Consider the following 26,968-nt stretch of genomic DNA (forward strand, 5'->3'; position numbering starts at 1 on the left):
TTGTTTTGTAGAATCGTTATTTTATCTCCTAGCTATCTATTTAGCAAACCTGTGCGATACATCATGATCTGTTCCTTAATTCTGGTTGTCTGGGCAAGCGTCAGCTCATTCATCCAATCATCATCCACGTAGTTCATGTAATTGTGAATAGGAGCAAATTCACCGTTTTCACATGCATTGTGAGGTTTGTTTTTTTCAGGTTTTCCAAAATTAGCCTCTCTATGAGCCGCAGTGTCATGTACGTAATCACCTATTCCATTACAACCTCCCTGAAAAGTATGATAAAGACCAAGCCAATGACCAACCTCATGTACGCCTGTCATTCCTAAGTTATAAGGTGCAGCAGTTCCGCCTGGCAGTGACTCATCTAGTACTACTACTCCATCTAGAACAGGGTCGCCAGCTAGGTCAAATGGAAAGGTCGCCCAACCTAAAAGTCCAGCCTGTAGACCAGCAGTATAAAAATTCAGGTATTTTCTGGTGTCTTCTCCTAGTTCTGTTTTAGCTTGACGCTCTGCTGCGGATCCATGGCCCATAAGATACCAACTGTAATTATCCTGGAACTGTACGTTAGACTCATCATAGTTAAAAGTTAATCCTGCCCCATTGAAAGCATCATTTAATAAGGCTACTTGTTTTTCCCTTTGTTCCTTGGTAATCATTCCTCTTGCACCATAGGTAACATGGTGAAATCTTATTTCAATTGACAATTCATCAAATAGAATTCTGCGTTGTTTGTTGTCAGAAATCTCACTATCCACTCGCAATATTTCTATTGGTGTTGGGACCTTGGTCGCGCAACCTCGACCGGATTTTGAGAATTCTTCCTGAGTCTCGAAATCTTTTCTATTTATAATGAATGCCATAGTGTTGATATTTAAGGCTTACTAATGTTTGTTTTATCGTCAGATAACGAGTATCAGCACTAATCCCTTTGTCTTTCGTTGTCGCAATTGTCTCATTAACCGCGATTTGTCTCGTAGTGAAGAGCAATTACTCCACAAGAAAATGTTTTAGATTCTATAAGTTTCAGTTTAGTCATTTCGGTCGCACCTTTAAATAACGGAATACCCTGTCCCAATAACACTGGATTAACAAATAACCAAAACTCATCAATTAGACCTTGACTTAACAGTGAATGTGAAGCGGATGGACTTCCAAAAATTAAAATATTTTTCCCGTCTTGTTTCTTTAGTTTAGTTATGTTGTCTGCAAGTTGGTCGCCAATAACTGTGGTATTGTCAAGCCCTTTTTCACTCATCGTCTTTGATAAAACAACTTTTGTAACGTTGCTGTACCAAGCCGAATGTGTTTTGTCGTGTTTTGATGCGTTGGGTTGTTTGCCAGCATTTGGCCAATAATTCTGCATTATTTCATAAGTCGCTCTTCCATAAAGGGCGGCGTCAGCTTTGGCGGTCATAGTATCTACAAAATCAAATATCTCATCCTCAATAATTATCCAGTCCAGTTCTCCCTGAAGTCCTGCCACAAAACCATCAAGGGATGTATGCATAAAGAATATTAGTTTTCTCATTTTGATGTTTGTTTAAATAGTTACATACGGTTCATTTTAATGTTTGAAAAGTCGTCTTAGGATACTGTTATGGGCTGGACTTTTGTCAATTTTTTAATTAAAAGTAAGTGTAAAAGTGGTTCCTACATTTTCTTTGCTTTCAACTTCGATTTGTCCTCCCATCGTCTCCATATGATATTTGGTGATAAACAAACCTATACCTTCAGCATCCGGATTTCCGTGAAATGTTTTATACATTCCGAATAGATCCGCACCGTGTTTTTCCAAATTTATTCCTTTACCATTGTCCTTTATTTTTAGAATTGTTTTACCCGACTCCTGAGTGCCGGTAAGTTCAATAATTGGCGGTTTGGTCTCCTGTCTATATTTGATAGCATTCGTCAATAAATTCAGGATAATACTTTCCATATAGACAGGGTTAGCAAATATGTTAATTCCCATATCTATATTATTTTTAATAATTGCGTTGGTGGACTGGATTTGAACAAGCAATGTCATTTTTGATTTTGAGATAAGTTCATTCAAATTAATTTGTTCCGGATTTAATTTAGCAAGGTTTTGTGATTTTGTAATTTCATTCAAATGGTTTATTGTTGAGCTAAAACCTTTTGAAATACTTTCAAGAAGATCAAACATTCTATTTTTTTCATCTTCTGAAGGAGCTGAGCTATATAAATTGAGAATAGATGAAAGGTTATTCGAGTATGATTTTAAATTATGAGAAACAATATTGGAAAAATTCAAGAGTCGTTTATTTTGCTCTAGTACTTTTTTATTTGTTTTGAGCAATTCTATCTCCATTAATTTTAAGGGTGTTACATCTGCAACGTGAACAAAAAAACCCATTACCTCTCCATTATCAATATCTGGGTAATAATTAGCCAAAGAGTGTCTGATGCCTCCTGTAGGCAAGGGGATTTCTCTTTCAAAGGTTTGAATTTCTCCTTTCAAAGCCTTAGAAATGAAGGGAAGATTCTTTTCATACAAAGGTCCCAACAATTCTTTAATGGTGATTTTGTCTACCATCTCCTCTTTCGTTTTTCCAAACCACTCAACATAGGCAGAGTTTGCGAATCGACAAATCATATTTTTGTCCCAATATGCCAACATTGCACTAATATGGTCTGTAACCTTTAATCCTAAAATGTTTAAGTTTTGTTTCTTACTTTTCATGTTATCCTTTAGGCTCGCCCATAATGTTTTGCCACTTCCCGAAGGTGGTGATTTAAAAGCACTTCACTGTCAGCCAAACAAAAACATTGATAGATGCACTACTTGTTACGATTGAGCGGAAAGCTTGGTTTAACCACTGAGCCATCACTTGTGTGTAGGTGCTTTTAGCGGTTCGTTTTTTTATTTCGTTGTATTTAACTTAAATGATAGCTTGTTGTCAGTCAGTAATTTTTGAAGTTTTGGTATCGTGCTTTTTCCAATGCCGTGAAATTTTATAACTTCCTTTTCATCTGTTTATAATTTGTTTTCCAATGGTCATATGGAATGCCCTATATAATCATCCCCCTGTGTGAGAAGTTTTTCTCATGGGCATTTCATATGATTATAAGTTAAATTTTTTAGTTCTTCTTCTGAAATAGTCGATTGACTTACAGGGGTTATTAAATATCCTCCTGTGTGACACTTGAGTCAAGCTCGATTTCATCTGTTTATAATTTGTTTTTTAATAGGTCACCCCGATTGGTCGGGGCAGGCTATGGAATCTCGCATTACGGATAATCATCCCTCTGTGTGACGCTAGTGTCATGCTCGATTTCTTAAGTCCTGTTTTGGATCAATAGATATACCTTTTTAACGGATTGCAAGCCGTTTTTTTTATCTTCTCTAAAAAGTTACTGAAAATGCATTTCATTTCCCTCTCCAAAAAGCTTAAGAAACTAGTTTGACCCAAGTTATCTTAGCTATTAGAAATAAATATTGACTAACGAAGTAGCACTTCATTCTTTGCAAATGGCTGAAGCCATTCCAAGCAGCAGACCACTGACCATAGCCCACCGTTAATCCCGATATCTATCGTGGAGGCGGGATATGCAGTATGCGATGCTACCAAAAAACCATTTCAATGGTTTTAGAAGGTGATCCCGATCATTCGAAACTGATTCTTGAATTGCAAATTCCAAAAAATAAAAAGGTGTAGCTAAAACCACACTTACTCCAACGTATGGTCAATTACTCGAAATTCAAACCTGAAATTCAATGAACAGGGGGTAGATACAAGATCTCCCTAAAGCTTTCGGAATCGGTGGTGTGAGACCTGTCACGCCGTGGCGTAGTCGCACTCCCGCTTGGGCGGGACAGGCTGAGGGCTTATGGCTTATGGCTCACGGCCGGCTACTCGAATAGATCTCGTTTAGTGTTCTCAGGTATTCTTTAGCTTCAACAACTTCCGGCCTATCTACTTTTGAGTTCTTTGTTAATTCAACCAATTGCCTGAAATATATTTCAGTTAGTTTCGTATTGCCAGAACTTTTCGCAGCAGAAGCAGCTCCATAAATACCATTAAATCTATTTGGGTGTTGCTTCAGGTCGTATTCATAGGTTTTCAATGCTTCAGCTGGCTGGTTAGAAGTCAATAAAAGGTCACCTAGCAACTCCCCCGCGGGTAATATTTCTCCGGGAGTGACAGGATGCTTATTTGTGCCGTATTCCATTTCAGCGGCTTCTCTCATTAATGCGATGGCTGTAGATTGGTTTTCATTAGCAAGTGCTATCCAAGCTTCTATTGTTTTAATCTGTATATGAACCTGATTTGCCTTATACAAGTCATTAGCCTGTATCAATTTCTCACGGTTAGCTAATAGATTAGCTAATTCCTTCTGAGCGGTTGGAACGTCTCCTTGCCGCACTGCTCCCATAGCTCTTGCGAAATACAATATTGACTCTTGCCAGGGCATCATATTCCAATCCAAGTTTAGAACTGGCTTTTCTAAATTGGCCGCAGCTTTCCAGTTCTTGTTTTCCAGAGCTATTCGTGCCGGTATTGCCGCTGCAGTATATGCTACTTTGAAATTAACAGGATATACTTTTTTAAAAGTTTTTAAGTATTCATACTGCGCATTGGCCTGTTGATTATCACCTACTTGCAAATATGCATAAACCAGATAGTCCATGCCATGGAGTTCCTCATCCCAATGAGCAGCAGGATCGATGCTTTCTGAATAGCAGAGTGCTGAGGCTGTCGACTTGATATTGGAACTTATTGACTCATCCCATAATCCTAGTCGTGTAAAAATATGAGAGGGCATATGCTGCGCATGAGCCGAAGCTGGAGCAATTTGGGCGTACATGCGTGCAGTGGGTAATGCCAACTCTGCCAGTTCAGGATAGTCATAATTATGAATGATGTAATGCGCAATTCCGGGATGATTGGGCTGATTTGGATAGATTGATTCCAAAACCGCTCCTGATTTACGCTGAACCCGGTAAGACTTATCTGTTGGGTCAGCCGTTGCAAGCAATGCAAGCGCATAAAAAATTGCTGCTTCTTCATCTTCGCTATATTTTTGATATACTTTATACATTTCCTGCTCGTAATTCTGAACACGCTCCTTATGGCTCAACGTTTCCCAATTATTGTAAAAACCTGCTAGTGCATTGATATAGGCTTTTTCCCTTTCCCCTTTAGAAGTTGTGCTTGCAATTTTCAGCACTTTTGTTCCCTTATTGAGATAGTCAGTTCCTGATTGCAGCCAAAGAGAGTGAAAATTGCTCATTGCTACCCCCCAATAGGCCATAGCGCATTCCGGGTCAGCATCTATTACTTTTACGAATGCTTTTTCCGCTTCCTCATATTCAAAGGAGTGCAAGAGGGAAATAGCTAAATCAAAAGTCTGCCTTATATCTACATTACATGAGAGGGCGAAACTGACTTCTCCAAAATCCCCACCACCGCAGAGTGTTATGTCTCCTCTTAGAAGGTCTAGATCTTCTAAGTTGTCCGTAACTTTGGATTTCTTATTCTGGCACCCGCTTATTGAAAAGACAATTAAAAATATGGAGAGTATTACTGATGAGATTTTCATATCGTGGAGTTGAATGTTGTCGTTACAGCAAAATGAGATCAAACTTGTTTATTTATATATCATTTGTATATCTACTTTTCTGTTTTGGATCGAAAGATCCACCTTTTTGCCTTTTTTAACGGATTAAAAACTTTCTCAGATCTTCTCCAAAAAGTTATTGAAAATATACTTCATTTCACTCCCCTAAAAGCCTAAATATCAGATTGATCAAAGTTGTCTGAACAATATATCACTTGCGGAGGAGGCCAAATAACCATTGTAATCGTTTTAGAATATGATAGTGAGTTTCCTAATATTTTTTGACTACAAAGTCTTAAAAATAAAAAGGTGTAGTTACAAACTCCTGGTCAAACGTATGGTCTACGTTCAGGGGGCAGGGGGGGCTGAGGATGGAATCACAGATGCTAGGATAAGGTCTAGTTCTTAATGCTTCTGGCTATTTCCTCTCCTATGGTTAACAATGCATCACTTTCTGATTTGGTGAAATCATACGGCTCCGGCTTGGCAATGCCCAAGGTTCCATACAATTCCCCTTCCAGCATCATAGGAACGGCGATAGATCCTTCCACTTTGGTTTCTTTTGCGGCCGGACGGGCAACCCCGGAATCATCGGTCTGCAAGTTGCACATTTCTACAGGAGCCTTCCGTTCGGCTGCGATTCCTGCCATTCCCTTACCGATAGGAATTGTAGACATTTTCGGCAATAGGAAGTCGGGAATTCCTTTTTGGGATTTGAGTACCAATAGATTTGTCGTAGGGTCAAGTGTGTGGATAGTCCCTGTGGTGCAATCAAACGATGAAATAATAGTTTCCAGCAATTCCTGCCAGTTGGGCTCTCCTGATGTTTTTCTGATGGAATTGATGATAAAGTCTGTATTGTTCATGGGAGTTAAAATGTTTTTATAGATCGGTTTCGGTTTCTAAAGATAGTTTTTTGTGCTTTTTAACTCATAGCCGTCTACTCTATGTGGTTCAAAGAAGAGCATGCAAATAATTGGCTGAATCTATCAATCCATTTTTACGGAAGCGATCCAAAATCTCATATTCATCTAAATTAGGATTGGTCCTATTTAATACCAATGCTCTAAAAGCTTCTAATGCAAGGTCAGTATTTAGGTCAATGGTATCTGTTATAAAGTCATCTGCAGTCTTTGCTGTAAGCCCAAAGCTTGCCAGATATTCTTTGGGAAAATCCTTCATGTTATTGGTGACTATGATGTTCGCATTGGTTTTAATTGCTGCCGCCAAGACATGTCTATCTTTTTCATCAGGCAATTTTAAAGAGTTGACAAGTGTCTCATAATTATCAACTAATGCATCTGGAAAAGCGAGTTGCGCCTTGTTCAATCTCTTTTTAATTTCTTCGTCGGAAATGCCTTTTCGTTTCATTACATTCTCCCATTCACAGAATATATGCTTACTCCATTTAGGTGTAAAAAGGTCATATGAGGCAAACCAAAAAAGTAGATCCCTAATATCAATAGGGTAAATCACATTGGTGTCAAGAACACAGGTGAATCTGACACTATGAATCATATAACTCTGTTTCTTCGTCAGCTTTCATGATTTCTATAAGTAATTTGCGTTGGTCGGCTTTCATTTTTCTTTTGTAATCAATGATGTCCTGATACTTGATTCTTCTGTGCTTACCTATTTTGGTATAGCTGATTTCCCCGTTTTCAAGTAGTTTTACCAAATGAGGTCTTGAGCACCCTATAAGTTCCGCAGCTGCCTGAGTAGTGATTTCAGTTGCAATAGGAACGATTGATACCGGCTTACCCTGGCTGGTTTCCTTAAGGATTTTAGCTAGAAGTTGCAGTGCTTTCATTGGAATCTTAATTCTCTCGCTAGTCTCTTCAATTTCAATTTCAGGATAATCAGAATGAATTTGATCCAATGCTGCTGCCAATGCATCATAAGACTCCATGGCTGCTTTTTGCTCTTCTTTTGAAGGTCTTTCTATGTCATCACTAGTGTTCATGTCTATTATCGTTGTTGTTTTCAAATATACGAAATATTCGAAACTACGTTCGTTTATTTCGAATTTGATGTAAATGAATCGAAGGGTGTATCCAGTCATACTGACAAATAGCTGAAGCCATCCAATCAGAAGAAAACTAACCATAGCTCAGTATTTAAACGTCGGCTATGGCTGACTTTTTTTCCAGCATTCTTGGGTTTACCTTGAGGGAAATAAACCCAACTCAAATGAAGAAGTCGATTTCATTCATCCTGCTATTATTTTCTTTTTTTGCTCTACAAGCCCAGGAAAAACCCTGGATGCTGGGACCTTTTCATAGACCTGAAGGAGCCACGCCCATTATAGCTCCGCAGTCTACAACCAGTTTTGTAGATCCTATGACTGGTAAAACTGTAGCTTGGGAGTCCATGGCTACCTTTAATCCTGCTGCTATCGCCCGGGACGGAAGCGTATATGTACTCTATCGGGCGGAAGAAAAACTCGGAGAAAAAGAAATCGGTGGACATACCTCTAGGATAGGTTTGGCCGCATCAGCAGATGGCTTTGCTTTTGAACGGGAGGATGAACCGATATTTTATCCCAAAGACGACAATCAAAAGAAATTTGAATGGACAGGTGGGACTGAGGATCCCCGGATCGTAGAAACCACTGAGGGGCTGTATGTCTTGACCTATACGCAGTGGAATCGGGATGTGCCAAGACTGGCCGTCGCCACTTCAAAAGATTTGCGAAACTGGGAAAAACACGGGCCGATTTTCAAAGATTGGAAGGATGGGAAATATCATAATTCGGAATCCAAATCCGGTGCAATCGTGACTGAACTGAAAGATGGTAAGTTAACAGCCGCTAAAATAGATGGGAAATATTGGATGTATTATGGGGTGCCCCATATCTGGCTGGCTACTTCGGAGGATTTGATCCATTGGCAGCCGGTAGAAAATCACGAGGGAAACCGGGTTCCGGTGCTCAGTCCACGGCCGGGGTATTTTGATTCTTGGTTGGTAGAGGCAGGCCCTCCTCCGGTGCTGACCAAAGATGGAATTGTAGTACTCTACAATGCAGGCAACTCACAACAGGTAGGAGTGAAAAATCTGGGGAACAGGGTCTATACCGGAGGACAGGCACTCTTCTCTGCTACGGAGCCTTGGAAATTGATCGATCGGGTAGAAACGCCCTTTATCCAACCTACACTGGCGTTTGAAAAATCAGGACAATACCCTGAGGGAACTACTTTTCTAGAAGGCTTGGTTTATTTCGAAGGTACATGGTTGCTTTATTATGGAACAGCAGATAGTATGGTGGGCGTGGTGTCTGCGATAGATGACTAGTTGTGTTTTGTGAGAAAGTTATTCCGTTTTTTCAGTTGCCCAGAAAGTAGCGAGGAACACATTGAGGTGTTAAGAATGATTTGTTCGTTCGCCAGTTCCTGCCAATAATTTACTTCGTCATCACTACTGTCATAGAAAATTGCAGTTTTAGAATATACGGAAGGCATTGATGCGGGAGGAATTTCTCCTTTTTTGGGTTTTCTCCTTTTTGGAGTCTTGTTGACAAATTCCTCAAGCTGATTTCCGACAATTAGATATGGCTCACCAAACTTGAAGATTTGATCGCAATTTCCACCAAATTGTTTTACTATGATCATTTTTGATTCTAGGTTCCCTTTGATGACAGAATCGATCTCAAATAAGACGTTATATCCTCGGTTATGTTGATCCCACATACCGTTTACTTCGGTATTAAGTCCAACATTCTTAACTGCGTGACCAATGATTACAAATTCAACCTCACTCATAAGTTCGGTCGCAGATAGACTGTCAATGGAAAAGCATCCGCATGTGTTCACACTTACAGTAGCTACAAGTGAGGTAATTAATAGTAGTTTGTTTCAATCTCATGAATTTGAGCTCTGGTGATTTACCGCCTCGCCCGCCATAAGCTATATGTATTGTTGGCAAATCGTTATTTTTTTCTTTTTCTTAATTCCTCTATCCAATTTTCAGTTTCCACAATTAATTCAGTTTTGCTTTTGTCTGTCCTTAAAGGAATTGGATATGAGTCAAAACTCAAAGGTCTTGTTCCTAAACACTGAGAGTACAAGTAAAAAGGTTGATCACTTTTCTCAGTCTTTTTGAGGTAGAAAATATATTCTCCCTTTTGTCTGGGAAAAAATGAACAACCATCAAATAGTCTATCTTCAGTTATAGTCGTCCCATAAATTTTCTCTTTGCTTACAATTCCTTTCAGTATTTCAGTTACTTGTATTTGATAATTTGTTCCCGTCTTTATGACGTTTCCAATTATTACCAAGTCACTCCATTCGTAGCTTTCATTGTCCAATTCTCTCAGTTTATATTCATGGCATTCACAAGAAAATGATTTGTTTGAAACAATAGTAGAATTAATGTCGTTATTATCGTTTTCATAATGTTTGCCCACTCATTTATTTATATACGTTTTGAGTGTCTATTGGCCTGTTTTGAATCGATTGATGTACTTTTTGATTTTTCAAAAGATTAAAAACTGTCCCATCTATCCTTCAAAAAGCTCCTGAAAATACACTCCCTGTCATTCCCCTGCAAGCTTTAGTTTCAGATAGGACGGAAGTTGTCTGAATATTATGCCCCTGCAATTAGAATCTAGGATTCCCCTGCCCCCATTTTCTTTCCCGCTTTTTGAAATAATGCTCTGGTAAGGAAGAGCATCAGCAGAAGGAATATTCCCAAAAATGAAACTAGAGAAGAGTATCCTACCAGCGTGGAGACTTTTCCAAAAAGGAAGGGCATCAGTGTAATTCCTACATAGGCACTGGCCATTTGCATTCCCATGATTTTTTGGGAGTGTTTTTCACCAAAATTCACCGGAGTTTCATGTAAAAGACTTGGGAAGATCGGCGCACATCCTAACCCAACTAATAGAAATCCTGGTAAGAGCGTTGCTTTATAGGGTAGGAACAATAACACCAAACCAATGGCAATGACGCCTTGTCCCAAATAGACCAACTGGCGATTGGTGAAATAGGTAGTCATGAAACCGGAAAACATTCTTCCGGCTGTAATACCCACATAATAAAGGGCAACCAGTCTTGCTGCCTGATCTGCTGCGAAGCCTTTCTCGAAAACCAAAAAACTTGCTCCCCATAAACCGAAAGTTGCCTCAATAGTACAATAACAAAAGAATATGAACAGCCCCTGTTTTAGCCCGGGCATTGTTTTCAATAGGGTGAGGAGATTTTTAGAGTTTCCTTCCTGTTCTGACTCATCTGTTACCTGCTTTCTTGTCCAAAGCGGAAGCGATATAATCAAGATTACCACCAAGCTTATTTGGATCCAGGCTACCGTGCGATAGCCTTGCGACCAAGACTCCCCTTTGGCTAAATAACTTGCCATTATCATTGGTCCTATTGCAGCTCCAACTCCCCAAAAGCTATGAAGCCAATTCATATGCTTGGCTTGGTAATGGAGTGCCACGTAATTGTTGAGTGCGGCATCCACACTGCCCGCTCCCAAACCCAGAGGAATGGCCAATAAGCAGAGGAAAAGGAAGTGATGGGAATAAGCAAATCCCATGAGCGCAATTGCGGTCAGTAATACACTGACTGTAGTCACTTTTGCCTCTCCAAACTTCTGGATCAGATGACCACTGAATAAGCTGGAAATAACGGTTCCTGCCGCCACAATCATCGCAATAATCCCTGCATAATCCACAGGAACATTCAAATATTCAAACATGGCCGGCCAGGCAGAACCCAATAATGCATCTGGTAGTCCAAGGCTGATAAACGCCAAATAGATGATGAGAAGAAGTATTAGCTTTTTCAAGGACGGGAAAAAAAGTAGTTTAAGTGAAGAAAATCAATAACAGGGAGTAATCCTATAAGCTAGCGCCGTGGCCTGTGTCGCACAGGCCACTTTTTAATAATTTAGGTCTGTGACACAGACTGGGGAGTAAGGATGTCTCACGGCCATTAAAAGAAATTGCAATTTCCAATCCACATGATACAGATAGGAGAGGATAATTTCTCCAAAAAATCGCTGAGCTGGTCATCTATTGCAGCTGAGATTAAAGGTGAGACCGCAGATTACCTTCTTTGAGTTGGAGCAGATTATTTGAAATTTATTTTTAATACGTTGTTTATTCAGAATTTAGTTATCTAATTTATGTAACCAAATCTTATAGTTAATGCAAAGAATCGGTGTATTATGTTTTCTGATTTTTATACTCTTCTGGTCATGTGAACCCAAAGAAACTGAAGCAATGATTCAAGATCGCTTGGATAATGCGAGAAAATATGGATTAGAAGAGAATTATGAAAAGGCAATACAAATAATTGACGATGTGATTGCTGATTATCCAGATTATCCGGGGTCTTATGTTTTGGGGGCTTCATACATGTCTGTTCAGCCAAATCTTCGACAGGAGGCAATCAAGTATCTTAATAAGGCAATAAATATTAACCCTAACGATTATGAAGCATATCTTTTAAGGGGACAGATAAAAACAGGTTACGAAGGGTTAATAGATTTAAATAAAGCTATTGATTTAAATCCATTGGATGCAGGTATATTTTATGCAAGAGGGCAACAGAAAACCCAGCTTAATAATTACTATGGAGCCTTAGATGATTTTCACAAAGCTCTTGAATTGGATAATTTTAGATCAGTAGAAATCAAGTCAAGTTTATATGGAGATATTGCTTTAGCAAAAATCCAACTTTCCGAATATTCCGAAGCTTTAGAGGAAATAGATAAAGCAATTCTCCTTAATTCATTAGATCCGACAATCTATTATGTGAGATATATATATTATTCAAAAATAGGAGAATTAGAATTAGCAAAAGAAGATTTAAAAAACGCTGAAATGCTTGGTTTAATTGAAATTATGGATGTTGTAGGGATTAATTCTATTCCAAAATTTGAGTTAAAACAATAATTTTTTTGAAAAGATGAAGACGGAATTGCAGATTGATCTATCTTTTGAAAAAATCCTTTCCATTGTAAAAAGATTGCCAAGAAGGCAAAAATTACTCCTATCCAAAGAGTTGGAAAAAGAATTAATTGATTCCAAGCTGACTCAGCTCCTTAAGTCATTTAAGACCGATTACTTAGATCTTGATGCTTTAAACCATGAGATTGAAAGTGTAAGACAGGAAATATATGAAGAGCGGAAAGATCAAAGTAATTTTTAACTGCGCCCAGGTCTGTGTCACACAGACCACTTTCTGATAATTTCAGGTCTGTGAGGACACAGACCTTGGCGAAGGAGATAAGTTTAAATTTTAAAACAATCACTCGACTCTCTTAATGAAAAGAAGGAAATTTATCAGAAATACGCTTTTAGGGGCAGCTGGCATTGGTGTTGGTACGGGATTGTATGCTTGGCAGCTGGAGCCTTTTTGGCTGGAATTTGTGAAGAAAAAGATGCCGGTGAAGAACCTGCCTGATGCGCTAAATGGTAAAACATTGATGCAGATCTCTGATGTGCACATTGGAAATCGATTTGACTATCAGTATATCATAGATTCATTTGTTCAGGCTCAGCAATTCAATCCTGACATAGTGGTCTATACCGGGGATTATGTGAGCTATGAAGATGAGCGACAATTCAGTCAATTGGCAGAAGTTCTGCCATATGCAGTCAAAGGAAAGTTGGGTACGTTCGGAATTCTCGGTAATCATGACTATGGGAAAAACTGGTCCCAGCAGGATGTGGCTAACCAGATTTCATCCCAGCTAAATGATGCCGGTATCCAGATCTTGTCCAATGAACAAGAAGCTGTGAGTGGATTGAATATCATTGGGCTGGATGATTATTGGGCGATAAATTTCAGCCCTGACAAAATTTTGGAACAGGCTGATTTTACCCAACCTTCCTTGGTGCTATGCCATAATCCGGATGTTTGTGATCTTGATGTTTGGAATCACTACCAAGGCTGGATATTGTCGGGGCATACACATGGAGGTCAGGTGAAACCACCTTTTCTGGATCCCCCTATTTTGCCTGTAAAGAATTCAACCTTTTCTTCAGGTGAAATTGATTTGAAAGATGGGAGAACACTTTATATCAATCGGGCAATAGGACATCTATGGCAGGTGAGATTAAATGTGAGACCTGAAATTACTTTATTTGAATTGGAGCAGATGAGTTGAATTCTTTGGTGGACAGTTTTTTAATGAAGGTTACAAAACTCTTTCCGATTTTTCTCAGCTTTGCATCCGAAACAGAGCTGGGTACTTTTCAAGTCACAAGTCAACTGAATAAAATGTAGGGTCATGGAATTGCGAATGAAGGACTATCTGATCTCAACGGATAAGGAAAAGCTGGACAGAGCACTTGTCCACCGCTTTTTAAGTACCGAGTCGGGTTGGGCAAATGGGATAAGTTTTGAGACTGTGAACAAAGCCATAGAGAATTGTCTCAATTTTGGTATATATCATGGGAATAAACAGATTGGCTATGCCAAAGTAATTTCTGATTTCTCTACCATTGCCTATTTAGGTGATGTTTTTATCCTCGACAAGTACCGTGGCCTTGGCTTAAGCAAGTGGCTGATGGAGTGCATTACTTCACATGAAGAACTGCAAAACCTAAGACGCTGGATTCTTCTGACGAATACTGCCCCTTGGCTCTATGAAAAGTATGGTTTCACTCCACTGACCAATCCCGATTTTTATATGGAGCGGCACAATCCGAGAGTTTATGAAGTATAACATTACAGAAATTACCCCATCCGAATATTCGGAAGTCGTAGAACTGTGGGAAGCCTCCGTGAGGGCCACGCACGATTTTCTGCAGGAGGAAGATATCATATTTTTCAAACCGTTGATTTTAAACGAGTATTTGAAAGCAGTGGAGTTGAACTGTGTGCGAGCTGACTCAGGTAAGATGTTGGGTTTTTCGGGAGTGGCAGAGGGGTATATGGAAATGCTCTTTGTCCACCCTGATCAGGCAGGAAAGGGATTTGGAAAAGCCTTGCTGTCGAATGCGATCAGCAATCAGCAAGTCACCAAAGTGGATGTGAATGAGCAAAATCCGAAAGCGCTGGAGTTCTACCTCAAAAATGGATTTGAAATCATTGGTAGATCAGAATTGGATGGTACTGGTAAGCCCTATCCTATTTTGCATATGGAATTAAGAAAATGACTTTTTCAGGTGGCTTTTGGTTTTATTCCTTTTAATCTACCCCCTATATTAGTGCTCAACTATTTTGTATGTAATGAAGCAGATAAAAGCAGTAATTTTTGATTTGGATGGCACGGTGGCGAATACTTTGCCTCTTTGTATTTCTGCATTTCGCCAATCCATCGAGCCTCTGGTTAATCGTCACGTCTCGGATGAGGAAATTATCGAAACATTTGGCCCTTCCGAAGAAGGAACTATTAGATCCCTTGCACCAGATCATTACGATAAGGGAGTAGCAGATTATCTCCTTCATTATGAAGCCTCTCATCATATGTGCCCTGCACCGTTTCCAGGTATAGCAGAGCTATTAAATTTTTTGAAGGAAAAAGGTGTGCATGTTTCCATTGTAACTGGAAAGGGGAGGAAAAGTGCCATGATTTCTTTGAAGCAATTTCAGTTTGAGAACGTGTTCGAATTTCTAGAAGCTGGATCGCCTGCCGGGTCACGAAAGGCAGAGGGGATTCAGGATATTTTAGAAAAGTTGGATGGTGTTTCCAAGGAGGAAGTGATCTATGTGGGTGATGTTCCAAGCGATATTGTGGTAAGTAGAAAAGCCGGTGTCGTCTCAGTCGCTGCTGCATGGGCAGAAACTGCGGAATCCAAAAAATTGCTAGCGTTAAAGCCTGATGAAATATTCTACTCCATTGAAGATTTCTTTGCTTGGTTGAAGGGGAAAATAGCAGATTCTTAAACTTACTATGCTATAAGGAATATCCTATGGAAAATAAACTCATCAAACTGTTTTTGAGACTGGCGATTTCGCTGTCATTTTTATCTGCTGTGGCGGATCGATTTGGAATGTGGCCTGCACAAGTTTCTGTTTGGGGTAATTGGCAAAGTTTCGTCGATTACACGGCGGTCATCAATCCCTGGATGCCTATTTCCACAATTCCCACACTTGCTGCTATTGCCACTGCGGCAGAAATTGTGTTTGGCCTTTTCCTGTTGATCGGATTTAGGACAGAACTTTTCGCTAAGCTAAGTGGAATACTACTGCTTATTTTTGCTTTATCCATGACCTTTTCCATCGGTATCAAAAGCGGATTTGATTATTCTGTATTCACAGCTTCTGCCGCAGCTTTTGGACTAAGTTTGCTCAAGGAAAAATACTTAGAAGTGGATAGTTTGCTAGCAAGGAAATAAGAGTAATGACAGTTGCCCGGCTTGTTCCTTACACCTCAAGGAATAGCTTTAGACTTAAACTGACTGAAAATGAATGGTAAATTAGATCAAGCTGAAATGCAGTAAAATGAAATTGATAACAAATCCTGAAGTAGCATCTGTTTTCTCAAAATACCCTTACGCTGTCCGGGATAAGATGCTGCACCTACGAAGGTTGATTTTGGAGGTTGCAGCCGAAATTGGTTTGTCTAATTTAGAAGAAACACTCAAGTGGGGAGAGCCTAGTTACCTCGCCAAAAAAGGAAGCACCATACGGATGGATTGGAAAGCAAAAAGCCCGGATCAATACGCGATGTATTTCAAATGCACCAGCAAATTGGTTCCCAGTTTCCGGATGGCTTATGATGAGATTTTTGACTACGAAGGCAATCGGGCGATTGTCTTTAAACTGGATGATGAGATTCCAGAAGATGAATTGAAAAATTGTATCAAAGCTGCATTGACCTACCATCAGGTGAAGCAACTACCATTGTTAGGGTTGTAGGGTGAAATTTCGCTTCTAAACAGGCCACTAAACAGGCCACACTCTTGAAATAAAATGAAACTAATTTTAATAGTAGTGGGATTTGGGCTTTCGATATTGGGTTGTTCTGAAAAAGAGAACACATCGCAAATAAAATCCTTGTTGGGGCAACAACTAAAAAATACTTATACAAATGAGGAATGGTTTGTGCCAGCAAAAATTGCTGTAGAGGGACTTACTGTTGACCAATCGAATTGGAAAGATAGTACAGCCAATCATTCTATAGGGGAATTGGTTTCACATTTGATTTTTTGGAATGAAAGAGTTCTTAAAGCATTTAAAGGGGACAGTATTTCGGATTTCAATGAGGACAACAAAGTAACTTTCAAAGACAAAAACGAGTGGGAAACTTCGATAAGAAAACTGGATAGTATTCAATTGGAATGGGAGGAGTTAACTGAAAAAGCAACAGAAAAACAACTAGAGGAATGGAGCACTGAAATTTTGAATATGACTGCACATAACGCATACCACACAGGACAAATTTTATATATACGAAAACAAAATGGATGGTGGGAATGAGACTATATCTCTCGCTTTTTCTACTGCTATTTTTAAATTCCTTCGTTTCAAAAGGACAGGTTGAAAAGCACCGCTATTCTGCATTAGTATCAAAAATTGACTCCATAATTGAGGTCAGCAATTTTAATGGAGTAGTGCTGTTAGCTGAAGGGACTTCGACTATTTTCCACGAAGCTAAAGGCTATTCCAATTTTGAAGATAGCGTACTGATGGAAAAAGCCAACCAATTCGTCATTGGATCAATTAGTAAGCAAATAACCGCCGTGTTGGTACTTCGGGAATATGAGAAAGGAAATCTTAATCTGGATGATGAAATAGGGAAGTACCTTCCTTCAATTGATCAAAGTTGGTCTAAAAACGTAACTATTCATCATTTGCTAACACATACCCATGGGATAGTGGATGTAAACCAGCCGTTGGAATTTGAGCAAGGCTCCCAATTCCAATATTCCCAGTTGGGATATGAATTGTTGGCAAAAATTCTCGAAAACATTATAGGGGATTCTTTCGAGGATTTATCAACTCAACTTTTTTCAGAAAAGGGGTTGTCCAGTACTTTTCATCCTGATAATAAAGTGTATAAGAACCTTGTGAGAGGATATGAAGAAACAGAAAATACGACATTGGAATATTTGACAAACAGTTTGGATAATTATGTGGCTGCAGGGGCGTTTATTTCAAATGCAGAAGATCTGAGTAGATGGAATCACTTACTTTTTTCAGGTAGATTGGTAGAAAAAGAAACCTTGGAATTAATGAAAACGCGGTACGCAACAAGAATTCACCCAATTTTTGGGCAAATAGAATATGGATACGGTTTGCTTTTTAATATGGGGGAAGAAAATGTCCAAATTGGAGCCTTGGGATACGCCCCCGGTTTTGCTTCCGCTTGTTATTATTATCCACAGGTTGATTTGAGTATAATAGTGTTGGGAAATGCGGCAAGGCACTTGGATGATATCAAAAAAACTTTTGGAGTGCATACTGCATTAATGGAAGTAGTAAAGAATGAGAACCTAATATTTCAATATACCAATAAATAAAAATGAATCATTCCGTAGACTTCTTTTTCGATAAAGCCTCTCAGTGGCAACAGGAATACAGGCAATTGAGATCGCTGCTTCTAGACTGTGGACTGACAGAAGAACTGAAATGGGGAGTGCCCTGCTATACCTTTCAAGGCGGCAATGTGGTGCTGATACATGGATTCAAAGAATACTGTGCGCTTTTGTTCCATAAAGGAGCTTTGCTTCAGGATGCTGAGAGTATTCTAATCCAGCAGACGGAGAATGTGCAGGGAGCACGTCAGGTTCGATTTACCGATGTAAAGGAAATCGTAGAAATGAAGACAATTTTGAAAGCCTACATCTACGAGGCTGTTGAGGTGGAGAAAGCCGGGTTGAAGGTAGCATTGAAAAAGACGAAGGAGTATGCCATCCCAGGGGAATTTCAAGTAAAATTAGATGAAAACCCTGATTTGAAACATGCTTTTGAGGCACTCACTCCAGGACGGCAACGAGGGTATCTCTTGCATTTTGCTGCACCCAAACAAGCCAAAACCCGCGAAGCAAGAGTAGAGAAGCTTACCCCACAAATTCTCAGTGGAAAGGGATTAAATGATTAGCCATCATCCTACTCAGTGCTTTTCCACCAAATACTAAGGTTTCTTTATTGATACGTTTTCTCAAGAGTGTTTAGGTGTAAATGCTGTGTTTTTCCTCAATAAGGAAAGGCTAAAAAAGCTACTTGGAGCTCACCAAGCTTTTTGTATCCAGCCACATTCATGTGGATAGGATCAGTGTAGTACAGAGCCTTGTTATACACATTATAGCCTCCTAGGGTGAACAGGTCTAAATAGGGGATGCCATGTAGTTGGCAGATTTTCTTCTGCACATCTATATAGCTCACCATTCCATTTTCTGTAAATGGATCATAGGCGCCGATATCATTAAAGGCCTTACTTGAAGTGAAAAAGTAGATTTGTGCATTTGGATTGATCTCATAGATTTTCTTGATGCAGTAATTGATTCCTCCAGCTTGAGTCACCAATTTTTCTTTGTCAAAGCTATCAAACTCTGTATAGTCCGTATAGCTGCCTTCCTCCCGCTGATTGGTGTAATCATTGGTAGAAGCCCAAAGTATGTAAATATCAAAAACTCCAGCCTCATCTACTTGTTGCTGAAGGGATTTTCCTTGCAGTGATGAAAACCCAGCTCCCCCAACTCCAAAATTCATAATAGTCATTCCCAGACGGTCTTTCCACATGTTTTTGGCACTGTCACTCGCAGGAATCACAGAAACGGAGCCTCCGAAGACAGCCACAGATTTTCCGTAATTATAAGAGGCTTTCAGATCTTGCTGTGCCAAAAGACTGGTGCAGAGCAATACAAAGGCGATACTAAGAGAGGTTTTGATTTGGTTCATTTTGGGAGGTATTTAAGGTCTATTTTTTGAAAATGGTGGAACATTTGGATTGAATCTCCTGCATTTTAGTAGCATATCTTATGCCGAGTGCATGATATGAATCGGAATCGAAATGAATACTGTCGCCCTTGTGGGTTAATCCTTCCGCAGTAACCAATTCTATGCAGTCGTCCGTGCCTGCAATTTGACTGATTACTCCATTCATTTCTTTGGCAAATGGAACTTTAGGATAGAAAAAATAACCTAGTTCACCCATGACGATAGGAATAGATACTAATCCCAAATCTGCCTTGAGCGAATCCTGCATTGCTTCAAATTTTTGGGTGTATTCCCTAAGGTCATTTTCAGTATTCGAATCGGATTCTCCCTGATGCCACAATATTCCTTTTAAAGTGCCTGATTCCATCGCTTTTTTGGTTCGTCGGATCATATCATCGTAAGGATAGGTATTTGTTTGCTGGAAAAGAGAATCGGCAAACCACTGATTAATCGAGCTTCCACCGACTGCTGTGGGAATAAGCCCTATTTTAATGTTAGGATCTTCGTTAGTCATCACTTTCCCAAAAGTTAGCCCTAAGCCAGTTCCTGCGACGGATTTATCAAAGTGCATGGGATCCTTGGCCAAAACCCAATTCATATTTTTATCGAGCATATATACCCGTGGATGAGTCAATGTATCAAGTGCTTCAACCTTACCTCTCCCAGCCATATTGGACTGCCCCATCAATAGGTAAAGGTGAAAGTTGTCCGTGGAGGAGATATTATCTTCGGCTTTAGTGGATATACTTTTTTGAGAAGAACAACTCAACATTATTAAGCTAAGAAATATGAGTAGGTGGTGGGTTTGCATGTTTCTAAGGTTCGAAAACACTAGTTTACTAATTGTTATTTGCAGTTGCCTCTACCAAAGTTATGCTAATTGAAATGGGTAAGAGTGGCCTTTTGAAAAGTAATGTACTAATCTTCTGGTGGAGGGTTAGTGTTTTTGAATTTTCATCAAGTGGTAAATTAACAAAAGGAATTTAGGACTGTACAGGATACTTTGGTTGGTCATTACTTTCTATTTTAGAAATTATGAAAAATAGCCTGCCCTTTCAGAAACTACTTTTTTGTCTTTTGATTCTATTGAGTTCGACTGCTTTTGCGCAGCAAGAAAAACCGAATATCATCTTTATCCTTACAGACGATCAGCGCTGGGATGCATTAGGCTTTTCTGGGAATGAAATTATCCAAACTCCTGAAATGGACAAGTTGGCTGCGGAAGGAATTTACTTCAAAAATGCTTTCGTCACTACGCCGATTTGTGCAGCAAGTCGTGCCAGTGTATTGACAGGGCTTTACGAAAGAACACACGGTTATACTTTTGGACAAGTGCTAGACGAGGGATACGCCCAAAATTCCTATCCTGCGAACTTGAGAAAGTTAGGATATGTAACAGGGTTTTTTGGCAAGTTTGGCGTGAATTATCCTGGTTTCGCAGAGTTATTTGACGTAGCAGATGACTACGATAGAAATGGCAAATTCGATGATAGACGAGGTTATTTCTATCAAACGATCAACGGGGACACGGTTCATTTGACAAAGTACACATCTCATCAAGCGCAGGAGTTTATCAAAAGTCAATCTGCAGAAAAGCCATTTATGCTTTCACTGAGTTTCTCTGCTCCCCATGCGCATGATTCTGCCGAAGATCAGTATTTCTGGTCAGCCGATGTGGATCAGTTGTATGCCGATGTGGTGTTTCCAAAGCCACTTTTGGCAGAGAAAAAATACTTTGATCAGCAACCGGAATATGTACAAAATGGAGAGAACCGCACGCGATGGTACTGGAGATTTGATACGCCTGAGAAATACCAAAAGAGCATGAAAGGCTATTATCGAATGATCTCAGAGGTGGATATGGAAATCGGGAAAATCCGCAAGACGCTTGAGGAAAAAGGAATGGATAAAAATACGGTTATCATCTTTATGGGAGACAACGGATACTTCCAGGGGGAGCGTCAACTTGCAGGAAAATGGCTGATGTATGACAATTCCTTACGTGTGCCGATGATTATATATGATCCGCGAAATCCAGGGCATAGAGTGATCACTGACTTTGCGCTGAATATTGATATTGCGCCTACCATCCTGGAGTTTGCAAATGGAAATATTCCGCAAGAATATCAGGGGCTAGGCTTGGCTGGATATGTGAATGGTGAAGATCCAGCGATCCATAGAAAGGAATTCGTGGCAGAGCATCTCTGGAAGGTGAAAATCATTCCTGCCAGTGAAGGCATAAGAACGAAAGATTGGAAATACTTTAGGTATCAAGATGATCTGGCTCATGAAGAGTTGTACGATCTGAATAAGGATCCATTGGAGATTAAAAACCTAGCAAAAAAGAAGGGCTACAGCAATAGGCTGAATGAAATGCGTGATAGATTTGATGAGAAGGTGAGTAGTTTGGAGGGGGATAGGATTAAGTAGGCGAGAGGCTAGATACTGGAGTCCATAATAGTCAAATCGACAGATTTCGGTGATCATTTTGACCAAGCCTGATTGTTCTGTTTTGCAAGCGTTAGAGATTTTTCCAACTTGATGAGGTTAGTTATTAGATAGTTGGCGTCACTTTTTCAAATTGAATCTCGGGAAGAACTATCTGAATCTCTTGGCCGGTTTCTTCTTTTTTCCAGAAGAGTATGAAGTTGACCTTGGCTGATCTAGGTTCAAATCCTTTTTCTTTCTGTTGCTCCAGTATTTGTACGAATTGTTTGGAGAATTTCAGAATGGATTGACCTCTGGGAGTCAGACATTCCGTTCCTTTCAGAACCAATTTTTCACCGCAAACTAACTGGGACACGTAGTATTGCTTATTGATAAAATAATCCAGCCAGATATCTTTAAAAGTCAACTGAACAGTAAGAATATCAGGGGTAGAATATCTTTCTTTATCCTCAATCCACTCAAGGTTTTTTGAGGAAAAACCATCGAGAAAACCAGAATTGAGATGAATGGTGAGGTTTTGTTTGGCGCGGGTCATTGCTACATAGAGCAGTCTTTTCTCCGAGTCATTGCCAACCTTGAAGTTTTGGAGCATTAAAAACACATTGTCAAATTCCTTTCCTTTAACCTTGTGGATCGTGGATACTAAAATAGTTTCTTGATCACTTTGGAGGTAGTCCTCTAATCTTGATTCCCTGAGAAAAACCTCCCAGTCAGATTTGTATTTTTTCCTCGGTTGGCTTAGTTCAAATGCTCTGATTAAACTTTGACAGATCTCCAATTTTTCACTTTTGTGATAGCGTTTGATCAGTTCCCGTTTTGCAAACTCCCATAGTTCTTCCTGAATAAGGTAGGTATCGGCATTGGAAAAAAGTATACCTAAAAAGTACCTTACCTCTGCCAGATTGTATAAGCTGAAATCCTCATTCGCCTGGATCAATTTTGCCTTTACGCCGTTTTTCAAAAGCAGTCCGGTCAATTGAAGTGCCTCCTCGTTGGTTTTAGTCAGAATGCAAGTGCTGCCTTTTAGTTCAACAGAAAGGATTTGTTGGACAACAGGAATTAATAGGGTCGGGCTTTGATAGCGAATGATTTTGATGCTGCCATGGCCGGATTGCTTAGCCATGATTGGATATTTTTTAAGTCGATGACTTATTTTTTGAACCCAATCATTAGTGAACTCGATCAGGTTTGGCAGGCTGCGGTAGTTTTCCACCAGCTCGTATTTAGCAGAGTTTGGAGCGTTGATGAATTTTTCAAAATAGGCTGAGTTGGATCCTCTGAACTCATAAATATTTTGGTCATCATCTCCCACTGCGATGACTCTCATTTCTTCATTGTGATGCATCAGAGCTTTGATGAGCTCGAATTCATCCTCATCCATATCTTGTGCTTCATCGATCACCAAGACAGTTTTGGTGATGCGATTTGCTTCTACTTCGCCTTTCCGGATCTTTTCCACGGTTTTTTTTAGGATGTCGCCAGACTTTTCTAGACTTCCTACTTTCCCTAATAGATCAAAACAATAGGAGTGAAAGGTCTTTATTTCTACAAAACTAGCCGCATTGCCGATCAGTCCAAGAAGACGATGCTTAAACTCTGTGGCGGCAGCCCGGGAAAAGGTAACCATCAGCAATTGCTCATGTTTGACATCTTCCATGAGGAGCAATGAGGCGAGTTTGTGGACCAAAATTCTGGTTTTTCCACTGCCTGGGCCTGCTGCTACTGCAATGTATTTAGTTTCGTTGTCATTGATGATTTTGAGTTGGGTTGGTGAAAGTTCACCAAAAAGCTGACGGAATTTCGCAGGAGTCATCCTGAGTCTGAGCTCATCAGATTTGCTGCCTGGGAAGTATTTGCGAAGAAATGAGGCGTAGTTCAGTTGGAAATAATCCTCTACAAACTGCAAGGCATCCCTGTAATTTCGGATCATCTTTTTAGCATATTCGCCAACTATGTGAATTTGCTGAACCTTATTTTCGTAAAACTGATGAAGCTTTTGATAATCATCTTTTGTAAAGCGTTTTTTATTGTCCCGTTCGAGCCGTTCGATAGTCAGGCGGTTATAGACTACCAAAAAGCCACCTTCGATTTTGAGTGCTTCAATCTTTGAGAGGTAAAAAAGCGTGTCCTCAATGTCATCCAGATTAACAGGCAGTTTGAAGAGGTCTTGGCTTTTTTCATAGGCATTGAGAAGTTCCAAAACAGAAAACTCCACCAAAACCTCTTCCTTCCACAAGGTCAAATCCACACTGCTAACTGGATTTTTCTGGAAGAGATACTCCACAATAAACTTGGCCAGGACATGTCTTTTTTGGAGCTTTTCTTTGAGGATTTCTCTAGGGTGAAGGGTGATGACTGAGATGTGATTTTTGGAAAATGGATCCGCCTTGCGATTGATCCAATTTTTTATTGCCCAAAAATTGAGAATTATTTTGATCTTTTGGGGGCTGACTTCTTCAATACCTAAGGCTTCAATTTGCTCATTTAGCTCTTTGATTTGAAAATTCTTTTCCTCTTGTTCAAAAATAGGAAGTAAGTGATTTTCAATTTTTCCATATGTTTCCGCCAATTGTAGCGAGCGGTTGATATTTTCTCCTTGTTTGATAAATGCTGTAAGGTCTTTTGCGTCCGCCAATATTTTTTCTTCCCGGAGCAGGTTGACGATATTGATCACTTCCTCTTTGACAAGGCCCAAGTGGTCACTAATGTAGTCAACCCTTGATTCCGCAACTTCTTCATTAGAATGCTTTCGACTTTTGCTTGAAAATAGCTTTTTGATTATTCGGACTCCTTGTTCTTTTTGTCTTTCTTGGAATCTCTCCGAACTATTTATTTTATCGATAGCTTCCTGCGCAGTTTTAGCCAGGATGCTGTTGGCAAATACCCTTGGCATATTTTGTCCCCGCTTCAGATATCCAGCGTCCTCCAAAGCAGCAATAGCAGTGGTTACTCTGGTTTCTATTTCTACCACATTTTCATCCCAGCCTGCTTTTCTGGCGATTTCCAAAGCTGAGTTGGAAACAGTGTGTCGAAATTTGGTGATCTCTTTGATCGCTTTCCATACCTGTTGGATTTCCTTAATGGACAGCTTGGTTTGATTCAAAAGGACGAAATGTTTGCTCAAATCTTCTTCGTTGAACAACACAAAACAATCTGCCAAGATATTCTCATCCCTGCCAGCTCTTCCAGCCTCTTGGATGTAGTTTTCGAGTGAGTCGGATATTTCATAATGAATCACCATACCCACATTTTTCTTATCTACACCCATTCCGAAGGCGGATGTAGCAACCATGATTTGGGTTTTTCCATTGATAAAGGAGTCTTGGTTTTCCGACTTTTCCTGTTTGTCCATTTTGCCATGGTAGGGCTTGGACTCATAGCCATCAGCTAGCAAACGCTCGGCTAGTTTATACGCCTTTCGGGTTCTGGAAACATAGATGATAGTTGGGCAGTTTTTCAGCTCAATCAAGTCCCTGAGTGCTTGATATTTTTCTTCTTCATTCCCTTTTTCAAAAACTTGATATTGGAGGTTGGTACGAGAAACCTTGGAGGTGAAAAGCTGGAGATTGAGATTCAGCTTTCGCTTAAAATACTCTCGTATATCTTCAATTACCTTTTGCTTAGCTGTTGCGGTAAAGCAAGATACGGGGATGGGTGAGCTCAGATTTTTCTTTTCCTGAATATTTTTGATAAAATCACCGATGTAGAGGTAATCCACCCTGAAGTCCTGACCCCATGAGGAAAAACAGTGGGCTTCATCGATTACAAAGCGACTGATTTTTCTGCCCAAAATCAAGCGCTCGATTGTCTTGGAACGTAGTGACTCCGGAGAAATATAAATAATTGAGGCTGAGCCGTCTTGCACTCTTTCAAAGGATTTAGACCTTTCTATTGGATCGAGTAGTCCATTAATCGTCACTGCTTCAGTAATTCCTGCTTTTTCCAAGTTGTCTACCTGATCCTTCATGAGAGACTGAAGTGGAGAAATCACTACCGTCAATCCTCTGGATGATTCTCCGCAGATCAGGGCGGGAACCTGAAAAGTAATGGATTTTCCCCCTCCTGTGGGGAAAACTGCCAGAATGGACTTGTTCGCTACTGCAGCTCGGACTGCCTTTTCCTGTAAGGGTTCTCCACCATATGATCGAAAAGAGGAATAGCCAAAAAAACGTTTCAATCCCCGGTGAATATCCAAAGCTTGATTACAATAAGAGCAGCTTTCGATACAAGGCGAGCTTCGGAGCAGAAACATAATTCGCTCCACTTCCGGGAAATTCTTCAACACCCATGGTGGAGTAATGGAAAAGTGCTTTTTGCTTTGGCTAAACGTATTAATAAGAGACAGGCTAAAAGCCAGTGAAATTGGATGTTTTGAGATTATTTCTCCCAGATCAATACTTTGGCAAATGGTGTCTTTAAATCGCTGACGGATTATGGAACTTACATTTTCATCTTCACAAGTGAAATTTATGAATTTGAAAAAACCTTGAAATTCTCGTTGGTCTCTAAGTAAGAGAAAGAAAATCTGCTGAAGAGATGGGGCAATATTTCTAAATGACTCGACTTCGTCAAAAAACAAATCCTTGGCTTTGATCGCGTCATTTACGGGGTTATTTGTCTCATCCGTTTGAAGCTTATCGTCTTTTAATAAAGCGTGATAAGGCTTGGTAGGAAAAAGCAGCGGCGACAGGTATAAAGTATCTATACAATTCGATGCTTGAATGCCTGCTTGAGCTATGGTCTTACCTAAGTGTTTTAAATCGTGGCTAAAAATATTGTGCCCACATAAATACTTATTTCCTTTTAGGAATTCTATAAACTGATTGGTATTGGAATAATGGAATATTTTCCCGTCTCCAGCGATTCCTCCAATATCAAGAATTTTAAAGGTGTTTGGGTCTATTTCTGAATCAAAAAAAACGATAGCGTTCAAGTTGTTGTCAATTATTAATTTAAAAATGGCATTTTTTCAATCTGCTCCCAAATAGGAGCTGGCCTTATTTGAAAATTTGCAAAGTATATTTAGCTAGGTCTATCGACGGCATACATGTAGTTTAAAGTTATATAAACACCTTGTGAATAATCACCTCATCTTCGAA

Annotated in this window: 26 protein-coding genes; 13 read left to right on the top strand and 13 right to left on the bottom strand. The window is 39.7% G+C overall.

Annotated elements, in window-relative coordinates:
- Window positions 1-32: 32 nt before the first annotated feature.
- From SYJ56_RS15750 to SYJ56_RS15780, 7 genes are all read right to left on the bottom strand, one after another.
- Window positions 33-866, bottom strand: coding sequence for a zinc metalloprotease (locus SYJ56_RS15750; protein ID WP_323835708.1), 834 nt, complete (start codon window positions 864-866; stop codon window positions 33-35).
- Window positions 867-961: 95 nt separating this feature from the next.
- Window positions 962-1,534 (bottom strand): dihydrofolate reductase family protein, encoded by a 573-nt coding sequence (locus SYJ56_RS15755; RefSeq protein WP_323835710.1) that lies wholly within the window; start codon window positions 1,532-1,534, stop codon window positions 962-964.
- A gap of 93 nt (window positions 1,535-1,627) precedes the next feature.
- Window positions 1,628-2,707, bottom strand: coding sequence for a PAS domain-containing sensor histidine kinase (locus tag SYJ56_RS15760; RefSeq protein WP_323835712.1), 1,080 nt, complete (start codon window positions 2,705-2,707; stop codon window positions 1,628-1,630).
- Between the two features lie 1,160 nt (window positions 2,708-3,867).
- Window positions 3,868-5,568 carry a tetratricopeptide repeat protein gene (locus SYJ56_RS15765; RefSeq protein WP_323835713.1) on the bottom strand — a complete coding sequence of 567 codons (1,701 nt, stop codon included), beginning with the start codon at window positions 5,566-5,568 and terminating at the stop codon, window positions 3,868-3,870.
- A 416-nt stretch (window positions 5,569-5,984) separates the two neighbouring features.
- Window positions 5,985-6,452 carry a GAF domain-containing protein gene (locus SYJ56_RS15770; RefSeq protein ID WP_323835715.1) on the bottom strand — a complete coding sequence of 156 codons (468 nt, stop codon included), beginning with the start codon at window positions 6,450-6,452 and terminating at the stop codon, window positions 5,985-5,987.
- Window positions 6,453-6,540: 88 nt separating this feature from the next.
- Window positions 6,541-7,104 carry a PIN domain-containing protein gene (locus SYJ56_RS15775; RefSeq protein ID WP_323835717.1) on the bottom strand — a complete coding sequence of 188 codons (564 nt, stop codon included), beginning with the start codon at window positions 7,102-7,104 and terminating at the stop codon, window positions 6,541-6,543.
- Window positions 7,094-7,693, bottom strand: a complete 600-nt coding sequence (locus tag SYJ56_RS15780) for an excisionase family DNA-binding protein (RefSeq protein WP_323835719.1) — start codon at window positions 7,691-7,693, stop codon at window positions 7,094-7,096. The genes SYJ56_RS15775 and SYJ56_RS15780 overlap by 11 nt, the downstream gene beginning before the upstream one ends.
- Window positions 7,694-7,776: 83 nt before the next feature.
- Between SYJ56_RS15780 and SYJ56_RS15785 the strand changes: the two genes are divergently transcribed.
- On the top strand, window positions 7,777-8,877 hold the full coding sequence (locus SYJ56_RS15785) for a glycoside hydrolase family 130 protein (protein ID WP_323835721.1): 1,101 nt from the start codon (window positions 7,777-7,779) through the stop codon (window positions 8,875-8,877).
- Here SYJ56_RS15785 and SYJ56_RS15790 read toward each other — a convergent pair.
- The 3 genes from SYJ56_RS15790 to SYJ56_RS15800 all read right to left on the bottom strand — a co-directional run bounded on the left by SYJ56_RS15790 (window position 8,874) and on the right by SYJ56_RS15800 (window position 11,370).
- Window positions 8,874-9,344, bottom strand: a complete 471-nt coding sequence (locus SYJ56_RS15790) for a hypothetical protein (RefSeq protein WP_323835723.1) — start codon at window positions 9,342-9,344, stop codon at window positions 8,874-8,876. The genes SYJ56_RS15785 and SYJ56_RS15790 overlap by 4 nt on opposite strands.
- Before the next feature lie 167 nt (window positions 9,345-9,511).
- Complete coding sequence (locus SYJ56_RS15795) at window positions 9,512-9,889, bottom strand: hypothetical protein (protein ID WP_323835725.1); 378 nt, start codon at window positions 9,887-9,889, stop codon at window positions 9,512-9,514.
- Between the two features lie 299 nt (window positions 9,890-10,188).
- The gene (locus SYJ56_RS15800; protein WP_323835727.1) at window positions 10,189-11,370 is read right to left on the bottom strand and encodes an MFS transporter; all 1,182 of its coding nucleotides are present in this window, start codon (window positions 11,368-11,370) and stop codon (window positions 10,189-10,191) included.
- A 361-nt stretch (window positions 11,371-11,731) separates the two neighbouring features.
- Between SYJ56_RS15800 and SYJ56_RS15805 the strand changes: the two genes are divergently transcribed.
- The 11 genes from SYJ56_RS15805 (at window position 11,732) to SYJ56_RS15855 (ending at window position 18,582) form a co-directional block, all read left to right on the top strand.
- Entirely contained in the window at window positions 11,732-12,481 is a 750-nt protein-coding gene (locus SYJ56_RS15805) for a tetratricopeptide repeat protein (RefSeq protein WP_323835729.1), read from the top strand.
- A gap of 13 nt (window positions 12,482-12,494) precedes the next feature.
- On the top strand, window positions 12,495-12,737 hold the full coding sequence (gene vap15 / locus SYJ56_RS15810) for a type II toxin-antitoxin system VapB15 family antitoxin (protein ID WP_323835731.1): 243 nt from the start codon (window positions 12,495-12,497) through the stop codon (window positions 12,735-12,737).
- A 115-nt stretch (window positions 12,738-12,852) separates the two neighbouring features.
- Window positions 12,853-13,698, top strand: coding sequence for a metallophosphoesterase (locus SYJ56_RS15815; protein ID WP_323835733.1), 846 nt, complete (start codon window positions 12,853-12,855; stop codon window positions 13,696-13,698).
- Between the two features lie 123 nt (window positions 13,699-13,821).
- Window positions 13,822-14,259 (top strand): GNAT family N-acetyltransferase, encoded by a 438-nt coding sequence (locus SYJ56_RS15820; protein ID WP_323835735.1) that lies wholly within the window; start codon window positions 13,822-13,824, stop codon window positions 14,257-14,259.
- On the top strand, window positions 14,249-14,692 hold the full coding sequence (locus tag SYJ56_RS15825; RefSeq protein ID WP_323835737.1) for a GNAT family N-acetyltransferase: 444 nt from the start codon (window positions 14,249-14,251) through the stop codon (window positions 14,690-14,692). The genes SYJ56_RS15820 and SYJ56_RS15825 overlap by 11 nt, the downstream gene beginning before the upstream one ends.
- 73 nt (window positions 14,693-14,765) lie before the next feature.
- The gene (locus SYJ56_RS15830) at window positions 14,766-15,422 is read left to right on the top strand and encodes an HAD family hydrolase (RefSeq protein ID WP_323835739.1); all 657 of its coding nucleotides are present in this window, start codon (window positions 14,766-14,768) and stop codon (window positions 15,420-15,422) included.
- A gap of 26 nt (window positions 15,423-15,448) precedes the next feature.
- Complete coding sequence (locus SYJ56_RS15835; protein ID WP_323835741.1) at window positions 15,449-15,874, top strand: DoxX family protein; 426 nt, start codon at window positions 15,449-15,451, stop codon at window positions 15,872-15,874.
- Between the two features lie 106 nt (window positions 15,875-15,980).
- Window positions 15,981-16,397, top strand: coding sequence for a DUF1801 domain-containing protein (locus tag SYJ56_RS15840; RefSeq protein ID WP_323835743.1), 417 nt, complete (start codon window positions 15,981-15,983; stop codon window positions 16,395-16,397).
- Between the two features lie 54 nt (window positions 16,398-16,451).
- Window positions 16,452-16,958: a DinB family protein gene (locus SYJ56_RS15845; RefSeq protein ID WP_323835745.1), complete on the top strand. Its 507-nt coding sequence runs from the start codon at window positions 16,452-16,454 to the stop codon at window positions 16,956-16,958.
- Window positions 16,955-18,001 (top strand): serine hydrolase domain-containing protein, encoded by a 1,047-nt coding sequence (locus SYJ56_RS15850; RefSeq protein WP_323835747.1) that lies wholly within the window; start codon window positions 16,955-16,957, stop codon window positions 17,999-18,001. The genes SYJ56_RS15845 and SYJ56_RS15850 overlap by 4 nt, the downstream gene beginning before the upstream one ends.
- 2 nt (window positions 18,002-18,003) lie before the next feature.
- Window positions 18,004-18,582 (top strand): YdeI/OmpD-associated family protein, encoded by a 579-nt coding sequence (locus SYJ56_RS15855; protein WP_323835749.1) that lies wholly within the window; start codon window positions 18,004-18,006, stop codon window positions 18,580-18,582.
- 95 nt (window positions 18,583-18,677) lie between these two features.
- Here SYJ56_RS15855 and SYJ56_RS15860 read toward each other — a convergent pair whose 3' ends face one another.
- Both SYJ56_RS15860 and SYJ56_RS15865 read right to left on the bottom strand, forming a co-directional pair.
- On the bottom strand, window positions 18,678-19,382 hold the full coding sequence (locus SYJ56_RS15860; protein ID WP_323835751.1) for an SGNH/GDSL hydrolase family protein: 705 nt from the start codon (window positions 19,380-19,382) through the stop codon (window positions 18,678-18,680).
- A 19-nt stretch (window positions 19,383-19,401) separates the two neighbouring features.
- On the bottom strand, window positions 19,402-20,232 hold the full coding sequence (locus SYJ56_RS15865) for a sialate O-acetylesterase (protein WP_323835753.1): 831 nt from the start codon (window positions 20,230-20,232) through the stop codon (window positions 19,402-19,404).
- Between the two features lie 224 nt (window positions 20,233-20,456).
- Between SYJ56_RS15865 and SYJ56_RS15870 the strand changes: the two genes are divergently transcribed.
- On the top strand, window positions 20,457-21,851 hold the full coding sequence (locus tag SYJ56_RS15870) for a sulfatase family protein (protein WP_323835755.1): 1,395 nt from the start codon (window positions 20,457-20,459) through the stop codon (window positions 21,849-21,851).
- Between the two features lie 124 nt (window positions 21,852-21,975).
- On the opposite strand, the gene SYJ56_RS15875 is transcribed toward SYJ56_RS15870, so the two are convergent.
- Window positions 21,976-26,802: a RecQ family ATP-dependent DNA helicase gene (locus SYJ56_RS15875; RefSeq protein WP_323835757.1), complete on the bottom strand. Its 4,827-nt coding sequence runs from the start codon at window positions 26,800-26,802 to the stop codon at window positions 21,976-21,978.
- Window positions 26,803-26,968: the final 166 nt, after the last annotated feature.

The organism is Algoriphagus aurantiacus, assembly GCF_035156405.1.
Classification (GTDB): Bacteria; Bacteroidota; Bacteroidia; order Cytophagales; family Cyclobacteriaceae; genus Algoriphagus; species Algoriphagus aurantiacus.